Origin of the sequence: Phreatobacter sp. (genome assembly GCF_052440005.1) — a bacterium.
Classification (GTDB): domain Bacteria; phylum Pseudomonadota; class Alphaproteobacteria; order Rhizobiales; family Phreatobacteraceae; genus Phreatobacter.
Map to the genome: position 1 here is coordinate 55,598 of NZ_JBQVQL010000002.1, position 14,798 is coordinate 70,395.

At 69.4% G+C, this 14,798-nt stretch carries 14 protein-coding genes, 2 tRNA genes and 1 pseudogene; 9 read left to right on the forward strand and 8 right to left on the reverse strand.

All coding sequences use genetic code 11. The features are described 5' to 3' along the window. Positions 1-70: 70 nt before the first annotated feature. The 4 genes from ACT6XY_RS00955 to ACT6XY_RS00970 are packed head-to-tail and all read left to right on the forward strand — an operon-like array spanning position 71 to position 3,376. Positions 71-940: a branched-chain amino acid ABC transporter permease gene (locus ACT6XY_RS00955; RefSeq protein WP_444746472.1), complete on the forward strand. Its 870-nt coding sequence runs from the start codon at positions 71-73 to the stop codon at positions 938-940. Further along, positions 937-1,953: a branched-chain amino acid ABC transporter permease gene (locus ACT6XY_RS00960; RefSeq protein WP_444746473.1), complete on the forward strand. Its 1,017-nt coding sequence runs from the start codon at positions 937-939 to the stop codon at positions 1,951-1,953. Before ACT6XY_RS00955 ends, ACT6XY_RS00960 begins: the two co-directional genes overlap by 4 nt. Continuing rightward, positions 1,950-2,672: an ABC transporter ATP-binding protein gene (locus ACT6XY_RS00965; RefSeq protein ID WP_444746474.1), complete on the forward strand. Its 723-nt coding sequence runs from the start codon at positions 1,950-1,952 to the stop codon at positions 2,670-2,672. Before ACT6XY_RS00960 ends, ACT6XY_RS00965 begins: the two co-directional genes overlap by 4 nt. Continuing rightward, positions 2,672-3,376 carry an ABC transporter ATP-binding protein gene (locus ACT6XY_RS00970; RefSeq protein ID WP_444746475.1) on the forward strand — a complete coding sequence of 235 codons (705 nt, stop codon included), beginning with the start codon at positions 2,672-2,674 and terminating at the stop codon, positions 3,374-3,376. The genes ACT6XY_RS00965 and ACT6XY_RS00970 overlap by 1 nt, the downstream gene beginning before the upstream one ends. Positions 3,377-3,380: 4 nt before the next feature. On the opposite strand, the gene thrC is transcribed toward ACT6XY_RS00970, so the two are convergent. Beyond that, a complete protein-coding gene (gene thrC / locus ACT6XY_RS00975; protein WP_444746476.1) occupies positions 3,381-4,793 on the reverse strand; it encodes a threonine synthase in 1,413 nt (470 codons plus the stop codon). Positions 4,794-4,923: 130 nt separating this feature from the next. Here thrC and ACT6XY_RS00980 point away from each other — a divergent pair, with 130 nt between their 5' ends. Next, entirely contained in the window at positions 4,924-5,628 is a 705-nt protein-coding gene (locus tag ACT6XY_RS00980; RefSeq protein WP_444746477.1) for an HAD family hydrolase, read from the forward strand. 6 nt (positions 5,629-5,634) lie between these two features. Here ACT6XY_RS00980 and ACT6XY_RS00985 read toward each other — a convergent pair whose 3' ends face one another. After that, positions 5,635-6,477 (reverse strand): patatin-like phospholipase family protein, encoded by an 843-nt coding sequence (locus ACT6XY_RS00985; protein WP_444746478.1) that lies wholly within the window; start codon positions 6,475-6,477, stop codon positions 5,635-5,637. Between the two features lie 122 nt (positions 6,478-6,599). Between ACT6XY_RS00985 and ACT6XY_RS00990 the strand changes: the two genes are divergently transcribed. The 3 genes from ACT6XY_RS00990 to ACT6XY_RS01000 all read left to right on the forward strand — a co-directional run bounded on the left by ACT6XY_RS00990 (position 6,600) and on the right by ACT6XY_RS01000 (position 7,592). Beyond that, positions 6,600-6,676: transfer RNA gene (locus ACT6XY_RS00990), tRNA-Pro, on the forward strand. Between the two features lie 304 nt (positions 6,677-6,980). Beyond that, on the forward strand, positions 6,981-7,301 hold the full coding sequence (locus tag ACT6XY_RS00995) for a hypothetical protein (protein ID WP_444746479.1): 321 nt from the start codon (positions 6,981-6,983) through the stop codon (positions 7,299-7,301). Between the two features lie 78 nt (positions 7,302-7,379). Continuing rightward, on the forward strand, positions 7,380-7,592 hold the full coding sequence (locus ACT6XY_RS01000; protein ID WP_444746480.1) for a hypothetical protein: 213 nt from the start codon (positions 7,380-7,382) through the stop codon (positions 7,590-7,592). Between the two features lie 265 nt (positions 7,593-7,857). Here ACT6XY_RS01000 and ACT6XY_RS01005 read toward each other — a convergent pair whose 3' ends face one another. The 5 genes from ACT6XY_RS01005 to ACT6XY_RS01025 form a co-directional block, all read right to left on the reverse strand. Then, on the reverse strand, positions 7,858-9,003 hold the full coding sequence (locus ACT6XY_RS01005) for a M20 family metallopeptidase (RefSeq protein WP_444746533.1): 1,146 nt from the start codon (positions 9,001-9,003) through the stop codon (positions 7,858-7,860). A 9-nt stretch (positions 9,004-9,012) separates the two neighbouring features. Continuing rightward, positions 9,013-9,795 (reverse strand): DUF1499 domain-containing protein, encoded by a 783-nt coding sequence (locus ACT6XY_RS01010; RefSeq protein ID WP_444746481.1) that lies wholly within the window; start codon positions 9,793-9,795, stop codon positions 9,013-9,015. A gap of 15 nt (positions 9,796-9,810) precedes the next feature. Continuing rightward, the gene (locus tag ACT6XY_RS01015; protein WP_444746482.1) at positions 9,811-10,914 is read right to left on the reverse strand and encodes a M48 family metallopeptidase; all 1,104 of its coding nucleotides are present in this window, start codon (positions 10,912-10,914) and stop codon (positions 9,811-9,813) included. Next, positions 10,914-12,275, reverse strand: a complete 1,362-nt coding sequence (locus ACT6XY_RS01020; RefSeq protein WP_444746483.1) for a DUF898 family protein — start codon at positions 12,273-12,275, stop codon at positions 10,914-10,916. Before ACT6XY_RS01020 ends, ACT6XY_RS01015 begins: the two co-directional genes overlap by 1 nt. A gap of 90 nt (positions 12,276-12,365) precedes the next feature. Beyond that, positions 12,366-13,991: a long-chain-fatty-acid--CoA ligase gene (locus ACT6XY_RS01025; protein ID WP_444746484.1), complete on the reverse strand. Its 1,626-nt coding sequence runs from the start codon at positions 13,989-13,991 to the stop codon at positions 12,366-12,368. A 217-nt stretch (positions 13,992-14,208) separates the two neighbouring features. Here ACT6XY_RS01025 and ACT6XY_RS01030 point away from each other — a divergent pair. Then, positions 14,209-14,282: transfer RNA gene (locus ACT6XY_RS01030), tRNA-Gln, on the forward strand. On the opposite strand, the pseudogene ACT6XY_RS01035 reads toward ACT6XY_RS01030, so the two are convergent. Next, positions 14,255-14,626, reverse strand: a pseudogene (locus ACT6XY_RS01035) (type II 3-dehydroquinate dehydratase); the annotation flags it as partial. The gene ACT6XY_RS01030 and the pseudogene ACT6XY_RS01035 overlap by 28 nt on opposite strands. Positions 14,627-14,798 lie beyond the last annotated feature (172 nt).

The window sequence follows — 14,798 nt, forward strand, 5'->3', positions numbered from 1 at the left end:
ACACCTGTTGCCCCGGCGGCGACGACGGGTTAACTGCCGCCATTCACTCGGTTCGGAACCCCCGCCGCACATGTTCTGGTCGCTCTACGCAAACGTACTCGTCCAGGGCGTCCTGACGGGCCTCGTCTACGGCCTGATGGCGCTCGGCCTGTCGGTGATCTTCGGCGTCGTCCGCGTCGTCAATTTCGCCCATGGCGAGTTCGCCGTGGTGGCGATGTATGCCGCCTTCGTGCTGTTCCGCTCGTTCGGGATCGATCCCTTCCTGTCGATGCTGCCCATTGCCCTGGCCTTCTTCGTCATCGGCTACGGCCTGCAGCGCACGCTCATCAACCCCTTCGTCTCACGCCCGGAGCATGAGCAGTTCATCCTGCTGGTGGGCCTCGCCATCATCATGGTCAACGGCACGCTGATGATCTTCGGGCCGGATGCCCGCAGCGCCAATCTCTCCTACTCGTTCGACAGCTGGGAGATCGGCGCCATCATCGTCGACAAGGTCCGCGTCTATGCCGCCATCGCCGCTCTCGCGGTGGCCTCCCTCCTCTTCGCCTTCTTCCGTTTCACCGACACGGGCGTCGCCATCCGCGCCTGTGCCGACAATCTCGTCGGCGCCGCCGTGGTCGGCCTCGACGTGAAGAAGCTCTACGCGCTCACCTTCGGTCTCGGCCTCGCCTGTGTCGGCGCCGCCGGCGCACTGATGGTGACGCTGACCGACGCCACCCCGATGATCGCGCCGGCCTTCACGCTGCTCGCCTTCACCATCGTCATCATCGGCGGCATGGGCTCCATGACCGGCGCCATCGTCGGCGGCCTGCTCATCGGCATCGCCGAGGCCATGGCCTCCGTCCTCATCGCCCCCTCGATGAAGACCATGGCCTCCTTCGGCCTGCTCGTCCTCGTCCTCGCGCTGCGGCCCCAGGGCCTTCTCGGGAGGCGGGCATGAACCCCTTCGCACCCCTTGCGCGGCTCGCCGAGGAGGCGCCGCGGCGCGCCCTCCTGCTCCTCGCCGCCCTCGTCGCCGTTCTGCTGGTCGCGCCCGTCATGCTCGACCGCTACCTGCTGTCGGTCTTCTTCCTGATCTTCTGGTTCGCCACCGTCGGCCAGGCCTGGAACATCATGATGGGCTTCTGCGGCCAGCTCTCCCTCGGCCATGCGCTCTATGTCGGCCTCGGCGGTTATATCGGCGCGCTGCTCTGGGTGAAGTTCGGCATCTCGCCGGCCATCGCCATCGTTCCCGCCATGGTGGTCGCCATGGCCTTCGGCGCGGTTATCGGCTGGCTCGGCTTCCGCTTCGGCATCGAGGGCGTCTATTTCGCCCTTTTGACCATCGCCTTCGCCGAGGTCGCACGCATCGGCTTCGACAACTGGTCCTTCGTCGGCGGGGCCGCCGGCTTCTTCATTCCCGTCTCAGCCACGGCGAGCCCCGTGAACCTGCGCGGCGGACCGATGCTGTTCTACTATGTCGGCCTCGCCATGATGATCGTGGCCTTCCTCGTCTGCGCTGCGCTCCGTCGTTCGAAGCTCGGCCATGCCTGGCTGGCCGTGCGCGAGGACGCCGAGGCGGCCCGGGCTCTCGGCATCGACGTCTTCCGCGCCAAGATGGCGGCGGTGGTGCTCTCGGCCGCCATGACCGCGGTGGCCGGCGTCGTCTACGCCTTCTACCAGAACAACCTCTTCCCCAGTCAGACCTTCGACATCGCCCGCTCCATCGAGATGATCCTGGCGCCCATCATCGGCGGCCTCGGCACCCTGTTCGGGCCCATCCTCGGCGCCTTCATCCTGACCCCCCTCGGCCAGACGCTCATCGCCCTCGTCGAGAAGATCGCCGGCCGCGCCATTCCCGGCGTCAACCTCGTCTTCTACGGCGCCGCCCTGATGGTCATCATCTGGTACGCGCCGAACGGCGTCTGGCCCTGGCTGAAGAAGAAGCTCGGCATTCCGGAGGGGCGCGAATGACCACGCTTCTCGACGTCCGCGGAGTCACCAAGCGCTTCCGCGGCCTCACCGCCGTCGACAATGTTTCCCTCTCGGTCGAGGAAGGCGAGATCTTCGCCGTCATCGGCCCCAACGGCGCCGGCAAGACCACGCTCTTCAACATCATCGCCGGCGCGATGGCGCCGGATGCCGGCTCCGTCACCTTCGCCGGCGAGCGCGCCGACGGCCTGCCGCCGCACGAGCTCTGTCGCCGTGGTCTCGCCCGCACCTTCCAGATCGTCAGGCCCTTTCCCGAGCTCACCGTCCTGGAGAACGCCACCATCGGCGCCATGATGCGCGCGCCCGACATGGATGCGGCCCGCGCCAAGGCCGGCGAGGTGCTGCGCCAGCTCGACCTGTGGGACCGGCGGGAAGCCAGGGCGAAGTCCCTCACCCTGCCCGACCGCAAACGCCTCGAATGCGCCCGGGCGCTGGCGACCCAGCCGCGGCTGTTGCTCCTCGACGAGGTGATGGCGGGCCTCCGGCCGACGGAGGTCGACCGCATCGTCGCCATCCTGCGCGAGATCAACCGCTCCGGCGTCACCATCCTGCTCATCGAGCACGTCATGCGTGCCACCATGGCGCTCGCCGGCCGCATCCATGTGCTCCACCACGGCGCCACCATCGCCGAAGGCACGCCGGAAGAGGTGACGCGCCACCCGAAGGTGCTGGAGAGCTACCTCGGGGCGGAGGCTCTGTAATGCTGCTCGTCCACGACATCGACGTCTTCCACGGCGACGCCCAGGCGCTCGACAAGGTCTCGCTGGAGGTGCCGGAGCGCTCCATCGTCGCCATCGTCGGCGCCAACGGGGCCGGCAAGACTTCGCTCATCCGCACCATCGCCGGCATGCACCGCCCGGCCGCCGGCACCATCCGCTTCAAGGACCGCGACATCACCGGGCTGCCGAGCCACGAGGTCTGCGATCTCGGCATCGGCCAGGTGGCCGAGGGCCGCCAGGTGTTCCCGACCCTCTCGGTCGCCGAGAACCTCGCCATGGGCGCCATGATCCCGCGGGCCCGCCGCCACAAGGCGCGGAACCTCGAGCGTGTCTACGCCATGTTCCCCAGGCTCCTGGAGCGCGCCGGCCAGGCCGCGGGCACGCTGTCGGGCGGCGAGCAGCAGATGGTCGCCATCGGCCGCTGCCTGATGGGCGAGCCGGAACTCGTCATGTTCGACGAGCCCTCCCTCGGCCTCGCCCCCACCGTCGTCCAGGATGTGCTGCGCACCATCCGCGACCTCGCCGAGGGCGGCCTCACCTGCGTCCTCGTCGAGCAGAACGTCGCCGTGTCCCTGCGGCTCGCCAGCCGCGGCTACGTGCTCGAGAATGGCCGGATGACGCTGTCGGGCACGGGCGAGGCGCTCCTCGCCGACGACGGCGTCAGGAAGGCCTATCTCGGGATGTGATCCCTCACGCCGCGCCGGCCACCGCCGCCCGCGTCTTGGCCAGCACATGGGCCTCCACCGCCGCCTGGTCGTTCGGCAGGTGCGTGATGCGCTCCTCGCGCGTCATCAGGTCGCCGAGCCAGAGCGGCAGGGCGGGCCGGGTGCCGGTCGCCGCCTCCACCGCATCGGGGAACTTCGCCGGATGGGCGGTGGCGAGCACGACGGTCGGCACGGCCGGGTCGGCCGCGACCTTGCGCGCCGCCACCAGGCCGACGGCGGTGTGCGGATCGAGGAGATAGCCGGCCTCCGCCAGCGTGCCCTTCATCATGGCGGAGACCTCGGCCTCGTCGGCCCGTGCCGCCCCGAACTCGGCCCGCATGCGGGCAAGCGGCGCCTCGTCGATGGTGAAGCTCTTCGACTGGGCGAGGCCCGCCATCAGCCGCCGCACGGCGCCCGCGTCCCGCCCATGGGCGTCGAACAGCAGCCGCTCGAAATTGGACGAGACCTGAATGTCCATGGAGGGCGAGGAGGTCGGCACCACGCCCGTCACCTCGTAGCGGCCGGTGGTGAGCGTGCGCGCCATGATGTCGTTGACGTTGGTGGCGACGACGAGTTCCGAGATGGGAAGGCCCATGCGCTTGGCGACATAGCCGGCGAAGACGTCGCCGAAATTGCCCGTCGGCACCACGAAGCGGGCGGCGCGGTGCGGCGCGCCGAGCGCGGCACCGGCCACGAAGTAGTAGACGACCTGCGCCACGATGCGGGCCCAGTTGATCGAATTGACGCCCGACAGGCGCACCCGGTCGCGGAAGGCGAGGTTGTTGAACAGGCCCTTCACGATGGCCTGGCAGTCGTCGAACGTGCCGTCGATGGCCACAGCGTGGACGTTCGGTGCATTCACCGTCGTCATCATCCGCCGCTGCACGTCGGACACGCGGCCCTCGGGGAAGAGGATGACCACGTCGACCTGGTCGAGGCCCTTGAAGGCCTCCACCGCCGCCCCGCCCGTGTCGCCGGAGGTGGCGCCGACGATGGTGGCGCGCTGGCCCCGCGCCTTCAGCACGTGGTCCATCAGCCGCCCCAGGAGCTGCATGGCGCAGTCCTTGAAGGCGAGGGTCGGGCCGTGGAACAGCTCCAGCACCCATTCCGACGACGACAGCTGGACCAGCGGCGTCACGGCGGGGTGGCGGAAGCTGGCATAGGCCTCGTCGATCATGCGCTCGAGCGCGGTCGTATCGATGGCGCCGTCCACGAAGGGAGCGAGCACGCGCTTGGCGATCTCCGGATAGGGCTGGCCCGAGAGCGCCGCGATGTCGCTGGCGGCGAGCGCCGGCCAGGTCTCCGGCACGTAGAGGCCGCCGTCGCGGGCGAGCCCGGCGAGGAGCGCATCGGGGAAGTTCAGCACGGGGGCATCGCCCCGGGTCGAGATGTAGCGCATGGCAAGGCCTCCACGGCCTGTATCAACGGTCGAGGCGGGATTAGGCCGCAAGGCCGGCCATGGCAAGCCCGCCGCCGGCGTCTGGACCGTTTGTGACCTCCGTGTCACATGACGGGCCTAGGAGCGGCCCATGACCATTCGCGCGATTCTTTTCGACAAGGACGGCACCTTCGTCGACTTCGACAAGACCTGGGGTCCGGCCGCCTATCGGGTGATGGACCGCATGGCCAAGGGCGATCGCGGCAAGATCGAGAGGCTGATGCAGGTCTCCCATTTCGACGAGGTCGCCCTGCGTTTCCGGCCGACGTCGCCGCTGGTGGCCGGCTCGTCCGCCGACTACGGACCGCTCTGGGCCGAGGCCATCGGGGTGCCCTTCTCGGCGGCCGTCACCGACGAGATGGACGAACTCTTCGTCGAGGAGGGCCTCGCCGGCCTCACGCCGATCGGAGATCCCGCCGGGGCCATCGGCGCCCTCAAGGCCCGCGGCCTCGTGCTCGGCGTCGTCACCAACGATTCGGAGAACGGCGCCCGCAGCCAGACCGCGCGCCTCGGCATCGACCACCATTTCGATTTCATCGTCGGCTGGGATTCCGGCCACGGCAGAAAGCCCGCGCCCGGCCAGATCCAGGCCTTCCTCGACGCCTGGCAGATGGCGCCCCATGAAGTCGCGATGATCGGCGACAGCCTGCACGACATGCACGCCGCCCGCGCTGCCGGCGTCATCGCCGTCGGCGTCACCACCGGGCCGCTGGTTCCCGATGCCTTCGAGACCCATGCCGACGTGGTGCTGCCCTCCTTCATGGAGATCGAGAGCTGGCTCGACGCCCGCGGCTGAGCGGCCCTAGAGGCCTCGCGCGAAGGCCTCGCCGTCCCTGACGCCGAGCTCGTAGGCCGCGCGGATCGCCGCTGCGTCGGTCACCGCGAACCGGCTGGTGACGATCGGAACCGACGGGCGCACCACCGTGCGGTTGGCGACCTCCGGCATGGGCTTGCCGGCGCGGGTGGTCAGCACCAGGGTCCGCCCGCCGGCCTTCTCCACCTCCGCGATGCGGTCCACCGGCGGGTTGTCGACGAGGCCGCCGTCGAGGGCCGGGCGGCCGTTCACCAGCCCCACCGGCATGAAGGGCGGCACCGTCGCTGTCCCCATCAGCGCGTCCACCAGGTCCTCGCGGCTCTCCAGCGCGTGGGTCGAGATCCAGCTGGCGGTGAGGCCGAGATGGCGGCCGGCGCGCGAATGCGCGGCCCCGGTCACCACCTTCTCCACCTGATAGGCCGCGATCGCCGCATAGGCCGCGACGAGTGCCGGCATGAAGGCGGGGGGATGGGTCACCTGGATGTGGATGTCGGGCGCCGCCTTCAGCGCCGCCAGCTCCATGTCGCCGAAGACCTCTGCGATGAGGTCGCGATAGAGCCCGCCGACGACGAAGGGTGACTTCCCGCCGAGGAGGCGCCGCCATTCGACCTCCCGCTCGATCGTCTCGCAGGCCTCGAATACGATCCGGCGCACGCGATCGCCCGCGCCGATCATCGAGAAGCAGGCCTGGAAGGCGCCTGCCGAGACGGCGACGACGAGGCGCGGGGACTGCGGCCGGGCGGCGCTCAGGGCGTCCCAGAACCCCCCCTGCCAGTAACAGCGGTTGCCGCCGCCGGCGAAGGCGACGGCATCGAAGGAATGGCGGCTCATGGCTCCATTCTAGGGGCTCTCCTGCACCCCCGTCGAGCGGGCGGCGGGCCACGTCGAAAGGCGGTACGGATGGGGTTGCGCAGGGCCGAAGGCGCCGCTATACACGCGGCCTGTTCGCGAGGCGGAGTGTAGCGCAGTCTGGTAGCGCACCACGTTCGGGACGTGGGGGTCGCAGGTTCAAATCCTGCCACTCCGACCAGCGGAAGCCCTTCTTGGACTTTCGCGCCATCGTGAACGAAAGAGGGCGGCCCGCGGGTCGCCCTTTTTCGTTTCTGCACCCGATCGATCAGGCAAGAGTGCGGCCCGACGTCCTCGGAGCCTGCCACCGCGCCGTGCAATTCCAGGCGATACACGCCCTAAGTGTCTGAAAGTGCTAACGATTGTCTGCTAGAATTTCATTCTACCGGATGGCATCGTTAGGATGGCGTTTACCAAGGCGCACCTAGTTTGCGCTCAGCTTCCCCAGCGTCATGAGCAACAATCAGCCACCGTGAGGTTTCCACATGGCCAGCAGCTTCCCCCCGACTGCCACTGTCGTGCCTCTCTTTGATCGCAACGCGAGGCCGCCACAGGAGGTGGTCAGCCGTGCGCTGGTGGTGCGGGCCTTCGCCGAGGCGACGGCCTGCCTCGGGCGCGCGGCGCAACTGATCGACGAGGGCGAGTTGGAGCCGGAGACCAAGCTCGTCCTCGTGCGCGGCGTCAAGGAACTGGTGGTCCGAACCTTCGGCGTCAACGCGGCCTACATGGAAGCGGAGGCGGAGACGTTCCGCATGCGGGCGAGCAAGCCCGTGCTGGCGCGTGATGGTGGCGAAGCGAGCACCTGAGGGGCTGCTCGTCCCGTGCCGAGGGGGAACCCGTCGGCTGCAACCCGCGTTGCTTCTCCAGGTCACGAGGAGAGCACAATGGGCGACGACGATACCAAGCTGGTCGAGCCGGATCGCCGGCAGAAGCCGCCGCCCCGCGAGGACAAGCCCGGTTCGCAGGTCCTCAACTCCGATACCGCGCGCAGCGGTGCCTTGGGAAAGCCCGTTCTCTGGGTTCTGATCGCGAGCCTCGGGGCAGCCGTATTCCTGCTCGGCGCCTACCTGACTCTGTGGTCCTCGACCGTCCCCTGACCCATCGCGCAGAAACGCATCACGCAGAGACCAGCCGCCTGATGCCCGGGTTCACCGGGGGCGGAGCGACGCGATACTCGCCGCACCAGTCGCTGCGGGACACGGACGGCCAGCGCGCCGTTCCGTCGTCTCGCGCAGTCGGGGGGTGCGCCCGGCAGACGCCGCCCGTGCGGGGCTCGAAGAAATTCCGGCAATTGCCACACATTTCGGCCATGCGACGCCTGCTCCCTGAGGGCTTCGGGTGCAAGCTTTAGCGCAGGCCTTCTTACCTCAGGGTTTCCATCAGACCGGCGAGGAGCCGGGCGCGCGGCACGATGGACGACACGAGGCCGTGTTCCTCCAGCGTATGGGCGCCGGCCCCGTCGATGCCGAGACCGTCGAGGGTCGGCACGCCCAGCGCCGCCGTGAAGTTGCCGTCCGAGCCCCCGCCCGTCATCGGGCAGTCTGCGAGGTCGAAGCCGACCGCATGGGCGACCCTCTGCGCGCTCTCCAGCATGTCCACGATCATCGCGGTCTTCGGATAGGCGGGCCTGTTGATGCCCCCCTCGATGGCGAGCGTCACGTCGGGATCGACGCTCTTCAGGCCGCGGATGCGCGCGACCATCTCCGCGCCCACCTGCGGATCGGGTACGCGCAGGTCGATCTCCGCCGTGCAGGTCTCCGGCGTGACGTTGGCGGCGGTGCCGCCCTTGATCAGGCCGACCGTGGTGGTGATGCCGCGCGCATAGTCGGTCATTCCCTCGATCGCCAGGATCTGATGCGCCATCTCGCGGATGGCGCTGCGGCCGTCCATGTGGCGGGCGCCGGCATGGGCGGGGCGGCCGTGGGTCGCGATGGTGAAGCGCCCGACGCCTTTGCGCGCGGTCACGATGCGGCCGCCGTCGCGGGCGGGCTCGGTCACCAGCACATAGGCTGACCTCGCCGCCTCCTCCTCGATCATGGCGCGCGAGGTGGGGCTGCCCACCTCCTCGTCGGGGGTGAAGAGGAAGGTCACCGGCCGCGCGGTGGGAACGCCGGCGCGCACCAGCGCCCTGTATCCGGCGACCGCGAGATAGGCGCCGCCCTTCATGTCGTAGAGGCCCGGCCCGTAGAGCCTGTCGCCGTCGCGGCGGAAGGGCAGGCGCCCCGTCAGCGTCCCCTTGGGGTGGACCGTGTCCATGTGGGTCAGGACGAGAATCGGCTTCTCGTTGGAGGGCTCGGCGGTCGAGACCTTGAGGATGCCGCCATAGCCGTCCGTGCCCTCGCGCCGGTCGATGGTGACCGGCAAGCCGGCGAAGTCCTCCTCGACCGCATCCAGCACCGCCTCGACCCCGCTGACGTCGTAGGTCGGGCTCTCGATGGTCACCCAGCGGCGGATCCCCTCGATCACCTCGTCCTCGTGGAGGGGAACGGTTGCCGCCTTGATGCTCATCTCAGTCACCTATCGCTCGCGCTGGGCCCGCCGCGCCGCCGTCCGCATCTCGTCCAGTGCGGCGATCACCCGCCTGGCGTTGACGCCGAAATCCTGGCGTCCGTAGCGCGACGCCGAGCGCATGTCGATGCGGGACCTGCCATTCACGGAGCGAATGCGGATGACGATGTCGTCGCGAAATCCGAGCAGCAGCGACCGTGTCACCATCTCGACGCGGCCCTCCCGCTCCGGGCCGCGGTAGTCGACCTGGTCGAGCACCGTCCAGCGACGCTCCTCGACGAGGTCCGAGACGATGGTGTTGATGCTCTCGGCCGGCAGGTCGACCTCGATCGGGCGGATTTCGGGATAGAGGCGGCGCTGGATCGGTGCGAGTTGCGGCGCATAGGCGACGGGATTGGCCGTCTCCGGCCGCGCCATCGCCGCAATGGCGAAGCGCGGCGGGTCGGCGAAATCGGTGGTGATGTCCGCCATGGCCGGCAGCCGCGAGCCGATCGCCAGGAGCGTGACGGGATAGGCCGTCGCCGCGAGCCCGAGAAGCGCCGCCGCGGCGGCCTGGCGGGCGCCGCGATAGCCCGTGACCCAGATGATCGCGCCCGCGACCATGGCCGCCAGCAGGCCGAGGCCGGAAATGCCGACGCCGATGGCGAGCGCCACCACGGCCTGGAGGCCGTCGAGCCTGTCGGAGCGCGCCGCCACCAGGGCGACAAGCATGACGGCGAGGCCGGCGAGCGCCAGCCGCAGGCTCCACACGGCAAGGCGCGAGGTCGGTTCCACGAGGGGGGCACGTCGCATGGATGTCGGCCCGCCTCAGCCGGTCGTCTGGCAGATGGCGCGCAGCGCCTGCCACTGCTCGGGCGTCAGGGCCGGCGACAGCACCGGGCGGTTTTGCGCCAGACGCCTGATGGCGGCCTCGCGCTCGGCGCTGGCCGGATGGCTCGTCAGCCAGTTCAGGGCGCCCGGCGGGCCGCCGCCGGCCGTGCCGAAGAAGCCAGCGAGGCCCTCCGGATTGCCGCCGCCCTTCAGCATCAGGTCGACGCCGAAAGCGTCGGCCTGGCGCTCGGAATCGCGCGAGAAGGCACTGGAGAGCAGCGCGCGGGACGCGAGGAGGATCGCCGTGCCGCCGGCGAAATCGCCGAACACGGTGCCGAGCAGGAAACCGAGGCCGCCGCTCTGGATCGCCGATTGCAGGCCGTGGCGGAACTTCACGTGGCCGATCTCGTGCCCGAGCACGCCCGCCACCTCGTCCGGGCCACGCGCCTTCTGGATAAGCCCGCGCATGATGTAGATGTAGCCGCCTGGCAGGGCGAAGGCGTTGACCATCGGATTGTCCACCACCACCACCCTCAGCGGCAGGTGCAGGTCGGCGTGCTTCTCGTAGCGCGCGACGAGTTCGGCGAGGGCGGCGACGCCCGCCGGGGCGGTGCAGGTCTTCATGCCCGCCGGACCGCCGAACTCGGCGCGGATCTGCGGGTCCATGGCGGCGCCGAGACGGGCCTCCACCCCTGCCGGGACGAGCGGGGCGATGCGGCCGGCGATCGCAGGCAGTCCCCAGTAGGCGAGGGCGAGCAGCGAGACGACGGCGGCCACCGCCCAGATCACGACCGAGCGCCGCTCCTTGCGCGTGCCGGCGGCGCCGGTGAGGGTCAGTGGCGCGCGCGCCGCGAGATCGGCCGCGACGCCCGCATCCGCGATCTCCAGCCGCGGCTCGGCGGTTGAGCCGGGCTCCATCCGCGTGACGGCGAGGCCCGGGCCACGCGCGCCCTCGATGCGGCGGATCTCCGGATAGGGCCAGGTGGTGAGCAGCATGCCCTCGACGGAGAAAATCGCGAGTCCCTGCGGATGCAGCGAGACCTCGACGTCCCGCCGGCGGCTGACGATCCCGTCGTAAAAGGTGGCGCGGACGCTGGGCATCAGGCACCGAACCCGAAATCGACCGCATCGCCCAGGCTGTCGCCGAGGGCGGAGGCGTCGACATTGTTGGCGCGCACGGAGTCGAGCGCCGCGAGGTTGAGGACGCTCAGGGAGGCGAGCCGCGCCCGCTGGAGCCTGAGGTCGATCAGCAGCTGCTTGGCGATCCACAGCGAGCCGATGAAGAACAGGTAGGCGAGCGCCAGGACCGCGACACCGGTGATCCCCGTGACGGGAGAATCGAGACTGGGATTGCCGCCGACGAAGATCGCCGCCGCGATGCCGCCGAAGACGACGGCGCCGACGACCGCCATGAGCAGGACGATGCCGAGCATGGCGACCGAGCCGAGGATGTAGACCCGGTAGGACGAGCCGATGGTGAAGGAGGAGGCGAGCGCGGCGCCGCCGATCCGTGTGCCGTTCATGCGCCAGCGATAGACCACGGCGGAGAAGGCGGGAAAGAGCAGGATCGGGATGATGATCGAGACGATGCCGGCCCCCGTCAGAGCCGCGACGGCGAGGCCCGTGGCGGACTGCCGGCTGACCATCCCGTCGCCGACGGCGGCGAACAGTTCGGTCCAGACCCGCGGCGGGATGGACATCAGGACCGATCCGATCATCAGCACCGGCAGGCCGAAGGCGAGGAGCCAGATGAGGATGCCGCGTTTCATCAGGTCGCCAGCCGTGCCGACGAAGTCACCCTGGGCGTCGCCGTACCAGGTCTGGCGCATCTTCAGCCGCTCCATGATCGTCGCCGCCCAGGGATAGGCGAGGCCGAGCGTCACGATGACGACGAGCCACAGCCCGAAGGCCTTGAAGGCGTAGGACCAGGCCGATCCCGTCATGCGCAGCCTGAGGCCCCGGAACGAGGTGCGCGTCAGCCGGTAGCGCCGGCCGGCATAGACGGCGAACTGGCCGAGCAGCAGGTAGAGCACGAAGACCACCGCCGAGACGACGAACTCCGCCTGCGGCAGGCCCAGCAGCACGAAGAACGAGGCGGCCTGGATCGGCACCAGGATGGCGAGGGCTATGAGGAAGCCCTTGAGGAGCTCCATGCCGCGGCCGGTATAGGCGATGCCCTCCCGCCCGACGAAACTGTGCGACCAGTAGTAGCGGCGCACGTCGGTGATGAACCAGAACCGGTAGATGCCGAGGGTGACCACCTGCAGCAGGTAGCCTTTCACCAGCAGGCCGAAGAGCTCCCCGGCGAGGCCGGTGAAGGCGACCGGCGTCGTCCCGGCCGCCGCTCCCACGCGCGGCACCGAGGCGACCGGGCGGCTCTGCAGCTGAGCCTGTTCGGCGGCGGCCATGGCCGCGGCGGCGGAACGCGGTCCCCAGGGTCCGGGCGGGGCGGCATCGGTCATCGCGGTCTCCGGCGGCGGGCGTCGCGGCATGGTAGCGCCGCCCGCGTTGCGGCGCCACGTCGCCGCAACCGGTTCCCGGTTGCGCGGAGGTCAGGCCGGGAAACGGTAGGCCTTGAACTGCTCGCGCAGGGTGGTCTTCTGGATCTTGCCCGTGGCCGTGTGCGGAATCTCCTGCACCACCACCACGTCGTCAGGCATCCACCACTTGGCGATCTTGCCCTCCATGTAGGAGAGCAGGCCCTCGCGCGTCGGCGTCCGGCCCGCCTTCGGCACCACGATGAGCAGCGGCCGCTCGTCCCACTTCGGATGGACGACGCCGATGACCGCGGCCTCGGCGACGTCGGGATGGCCGACCGCGAGGTTCTCCAGGTCGATGGAGGAGATCCACTCGCCGCCGGACTTGATGACGTCCTTGGAGCGGTCGACGATGCGCATGTAGCCATAGGGGTCGATCGAGGCGACGTCGCCGGTGTCGAAGAAACCGTCGGCGTCGAGGATCTCGCCGCCCTCGCCCTTGAAGTAGGAGCCGGCGACCGCCGGGCCGCGCACCATCAGGCGGCCGAAGGCCTTGCCGTCACGTGCCAGTTCCGTGCGCGCGTCGTCGACGATCTTCATCTCGACGCCGAAGGGCGGGTGGCCCGTCGTCTCCTTGATGTCGAGCCAGGCATCGCCCGTGAGATCGGCATATTCGGGCTTCAGCGAGCACAGCGTGCCGATCGGGCTCATCTCCGTCATGCCCCAGGCATGCATCACCTCGGCGCCATAGACGTCACGGAACTTCTCGGTCACGGCGCGCGGGCAGGCCGAGCCGCCGATGATCACCTTCGTCAGGTCGGGCAGCATCTGCCCGGTCTTTTCCAGCTCCTGCAGCAGCATCAGCCACACCGTCGGCACCGCGGCGGAATGGGTCACCTTGTAGGTGGTGAGGAGCTCGGCGATCGAGGCGCCGTCCATCTTGGCCCCGGGCATGACCAGCGAGGTGCCGGCCATCGGCGCGGTGAAGGCGAGGGACCAGCCGTTGGCGTGGAACATCGGCACCACTGGCAGCATCACGTCGCGCGACGACAGCCCGAGCATGTCGGGCGCGTTGCACATCAGCGAGTGGATGATGTTGGAGCGATGCGAATAGACGACGCCCTTGGGGTTGCCCGTCGTGCCGGACGTGTAGCACATGCCGGCGGCGGTGTTCTCGTCGAAGCTCTTCCAGGCGAAGTCGTCGTCGACCTCGTTCAGCCAGTCCTCATAGGCGACCGCGTTCTTCAGGCTCGTCTGCGGCATGTGCGCGCCGTCGGTGAGCACCACGAAGCGCTCCACCGAAGGCAGCTTGTCGGCGAGCTTTTCCATCAGCGGCACGAAGGTCAGGTCCACCAGCATCATGCGGTCTTCCGCATGGTTGGCGATCCAGGCGATCTGTTCGGGGAAGAGGCGCGGGTTCAGCGTGTGGTAGATCGCCCCGATGCCGGTGATGCCGTACCAGACCTCGAGGTGCCGCCAGGTGTTCCAGGCGACCGTGCCGATCCGGTCACCGAGCTTGATCCCGTCCTTCTCCAGCCGCTTGGCGACGCGCAGCGCGTTGCGCCGGATGTCGGAATAGGTCGTCTCGACGATGGGGCCCTCGATCGACCGCGAGATCACCTTGCGACCGCCGTGATAGAGCCCGGCGTGGTCGATGATCTTCGGGATCAGCAGCGGCCAGTCCTGCATCAGACCGAGCATGGTTTCCTCCGGGCAATGGGCGGGCCGGCCCGAACGCCGGCCTCATTCGCGCGGAAACCTAGTGCAGGAGGGCGCGCTCCGTCCACTGCCGGCGTCTTGGCCGTTCGGCAGGGCGGCGAGACTGCCACCGGCCCCGTTGAACGCGGCGGATCACATCGCTATGGTCCGCCCGCCTGCTTCGCCCCCGACCCGTGCGGCGGCGGGGGCGGTACGGCATTGGGTCGTCGTCTAATGGTAGGACTCGGGTTTTTGGTACCCGCTATCTAGGTTCGAATCCTAGCGACCCAGCCACAGCGCCGCGCGTCCGTCGCGAGATGCCGCGTCACCCGCGCTGCGCCATGTGCACCGCGGCCTCCAGCGCCGCGACATAGCCGCAGGGGACCGGGCCCTAGATGACCGCCGTGGCGGCCTCGAGGTGATCGTGTGGCGGTGCAGTTCGTCGCTGGCGTGGACATTCGAGACGTGCAGCTCGATGACGGCATGCCGAGCGCCTTCACGGCATCGACGAGAGCCACCGAACGGAAGGAAGAGGCGGCGGGGTTGATGATCAGCGCATCGGCCGTCTCGCGCGCCTCCTGGATCCCGTCGACCAGCACACCCTCGTGGTAAGGCTGGCAGAAGGTGAGGGCGACGCCGAGGGCGTTGGCCGGGCTTCAGGCGGCCGAACAGGACGTCGGCGCGGATCTGGCGATACGCCACCTCGCCAGCGGATGACTGCACGTCCAGAGATGCGGCTGGCATTGGATCCCGCGGGTCGGACCTGGCCCGCCCCAAAAAGCCGGCAAGGCGGAATCGTGCAACCGGTCC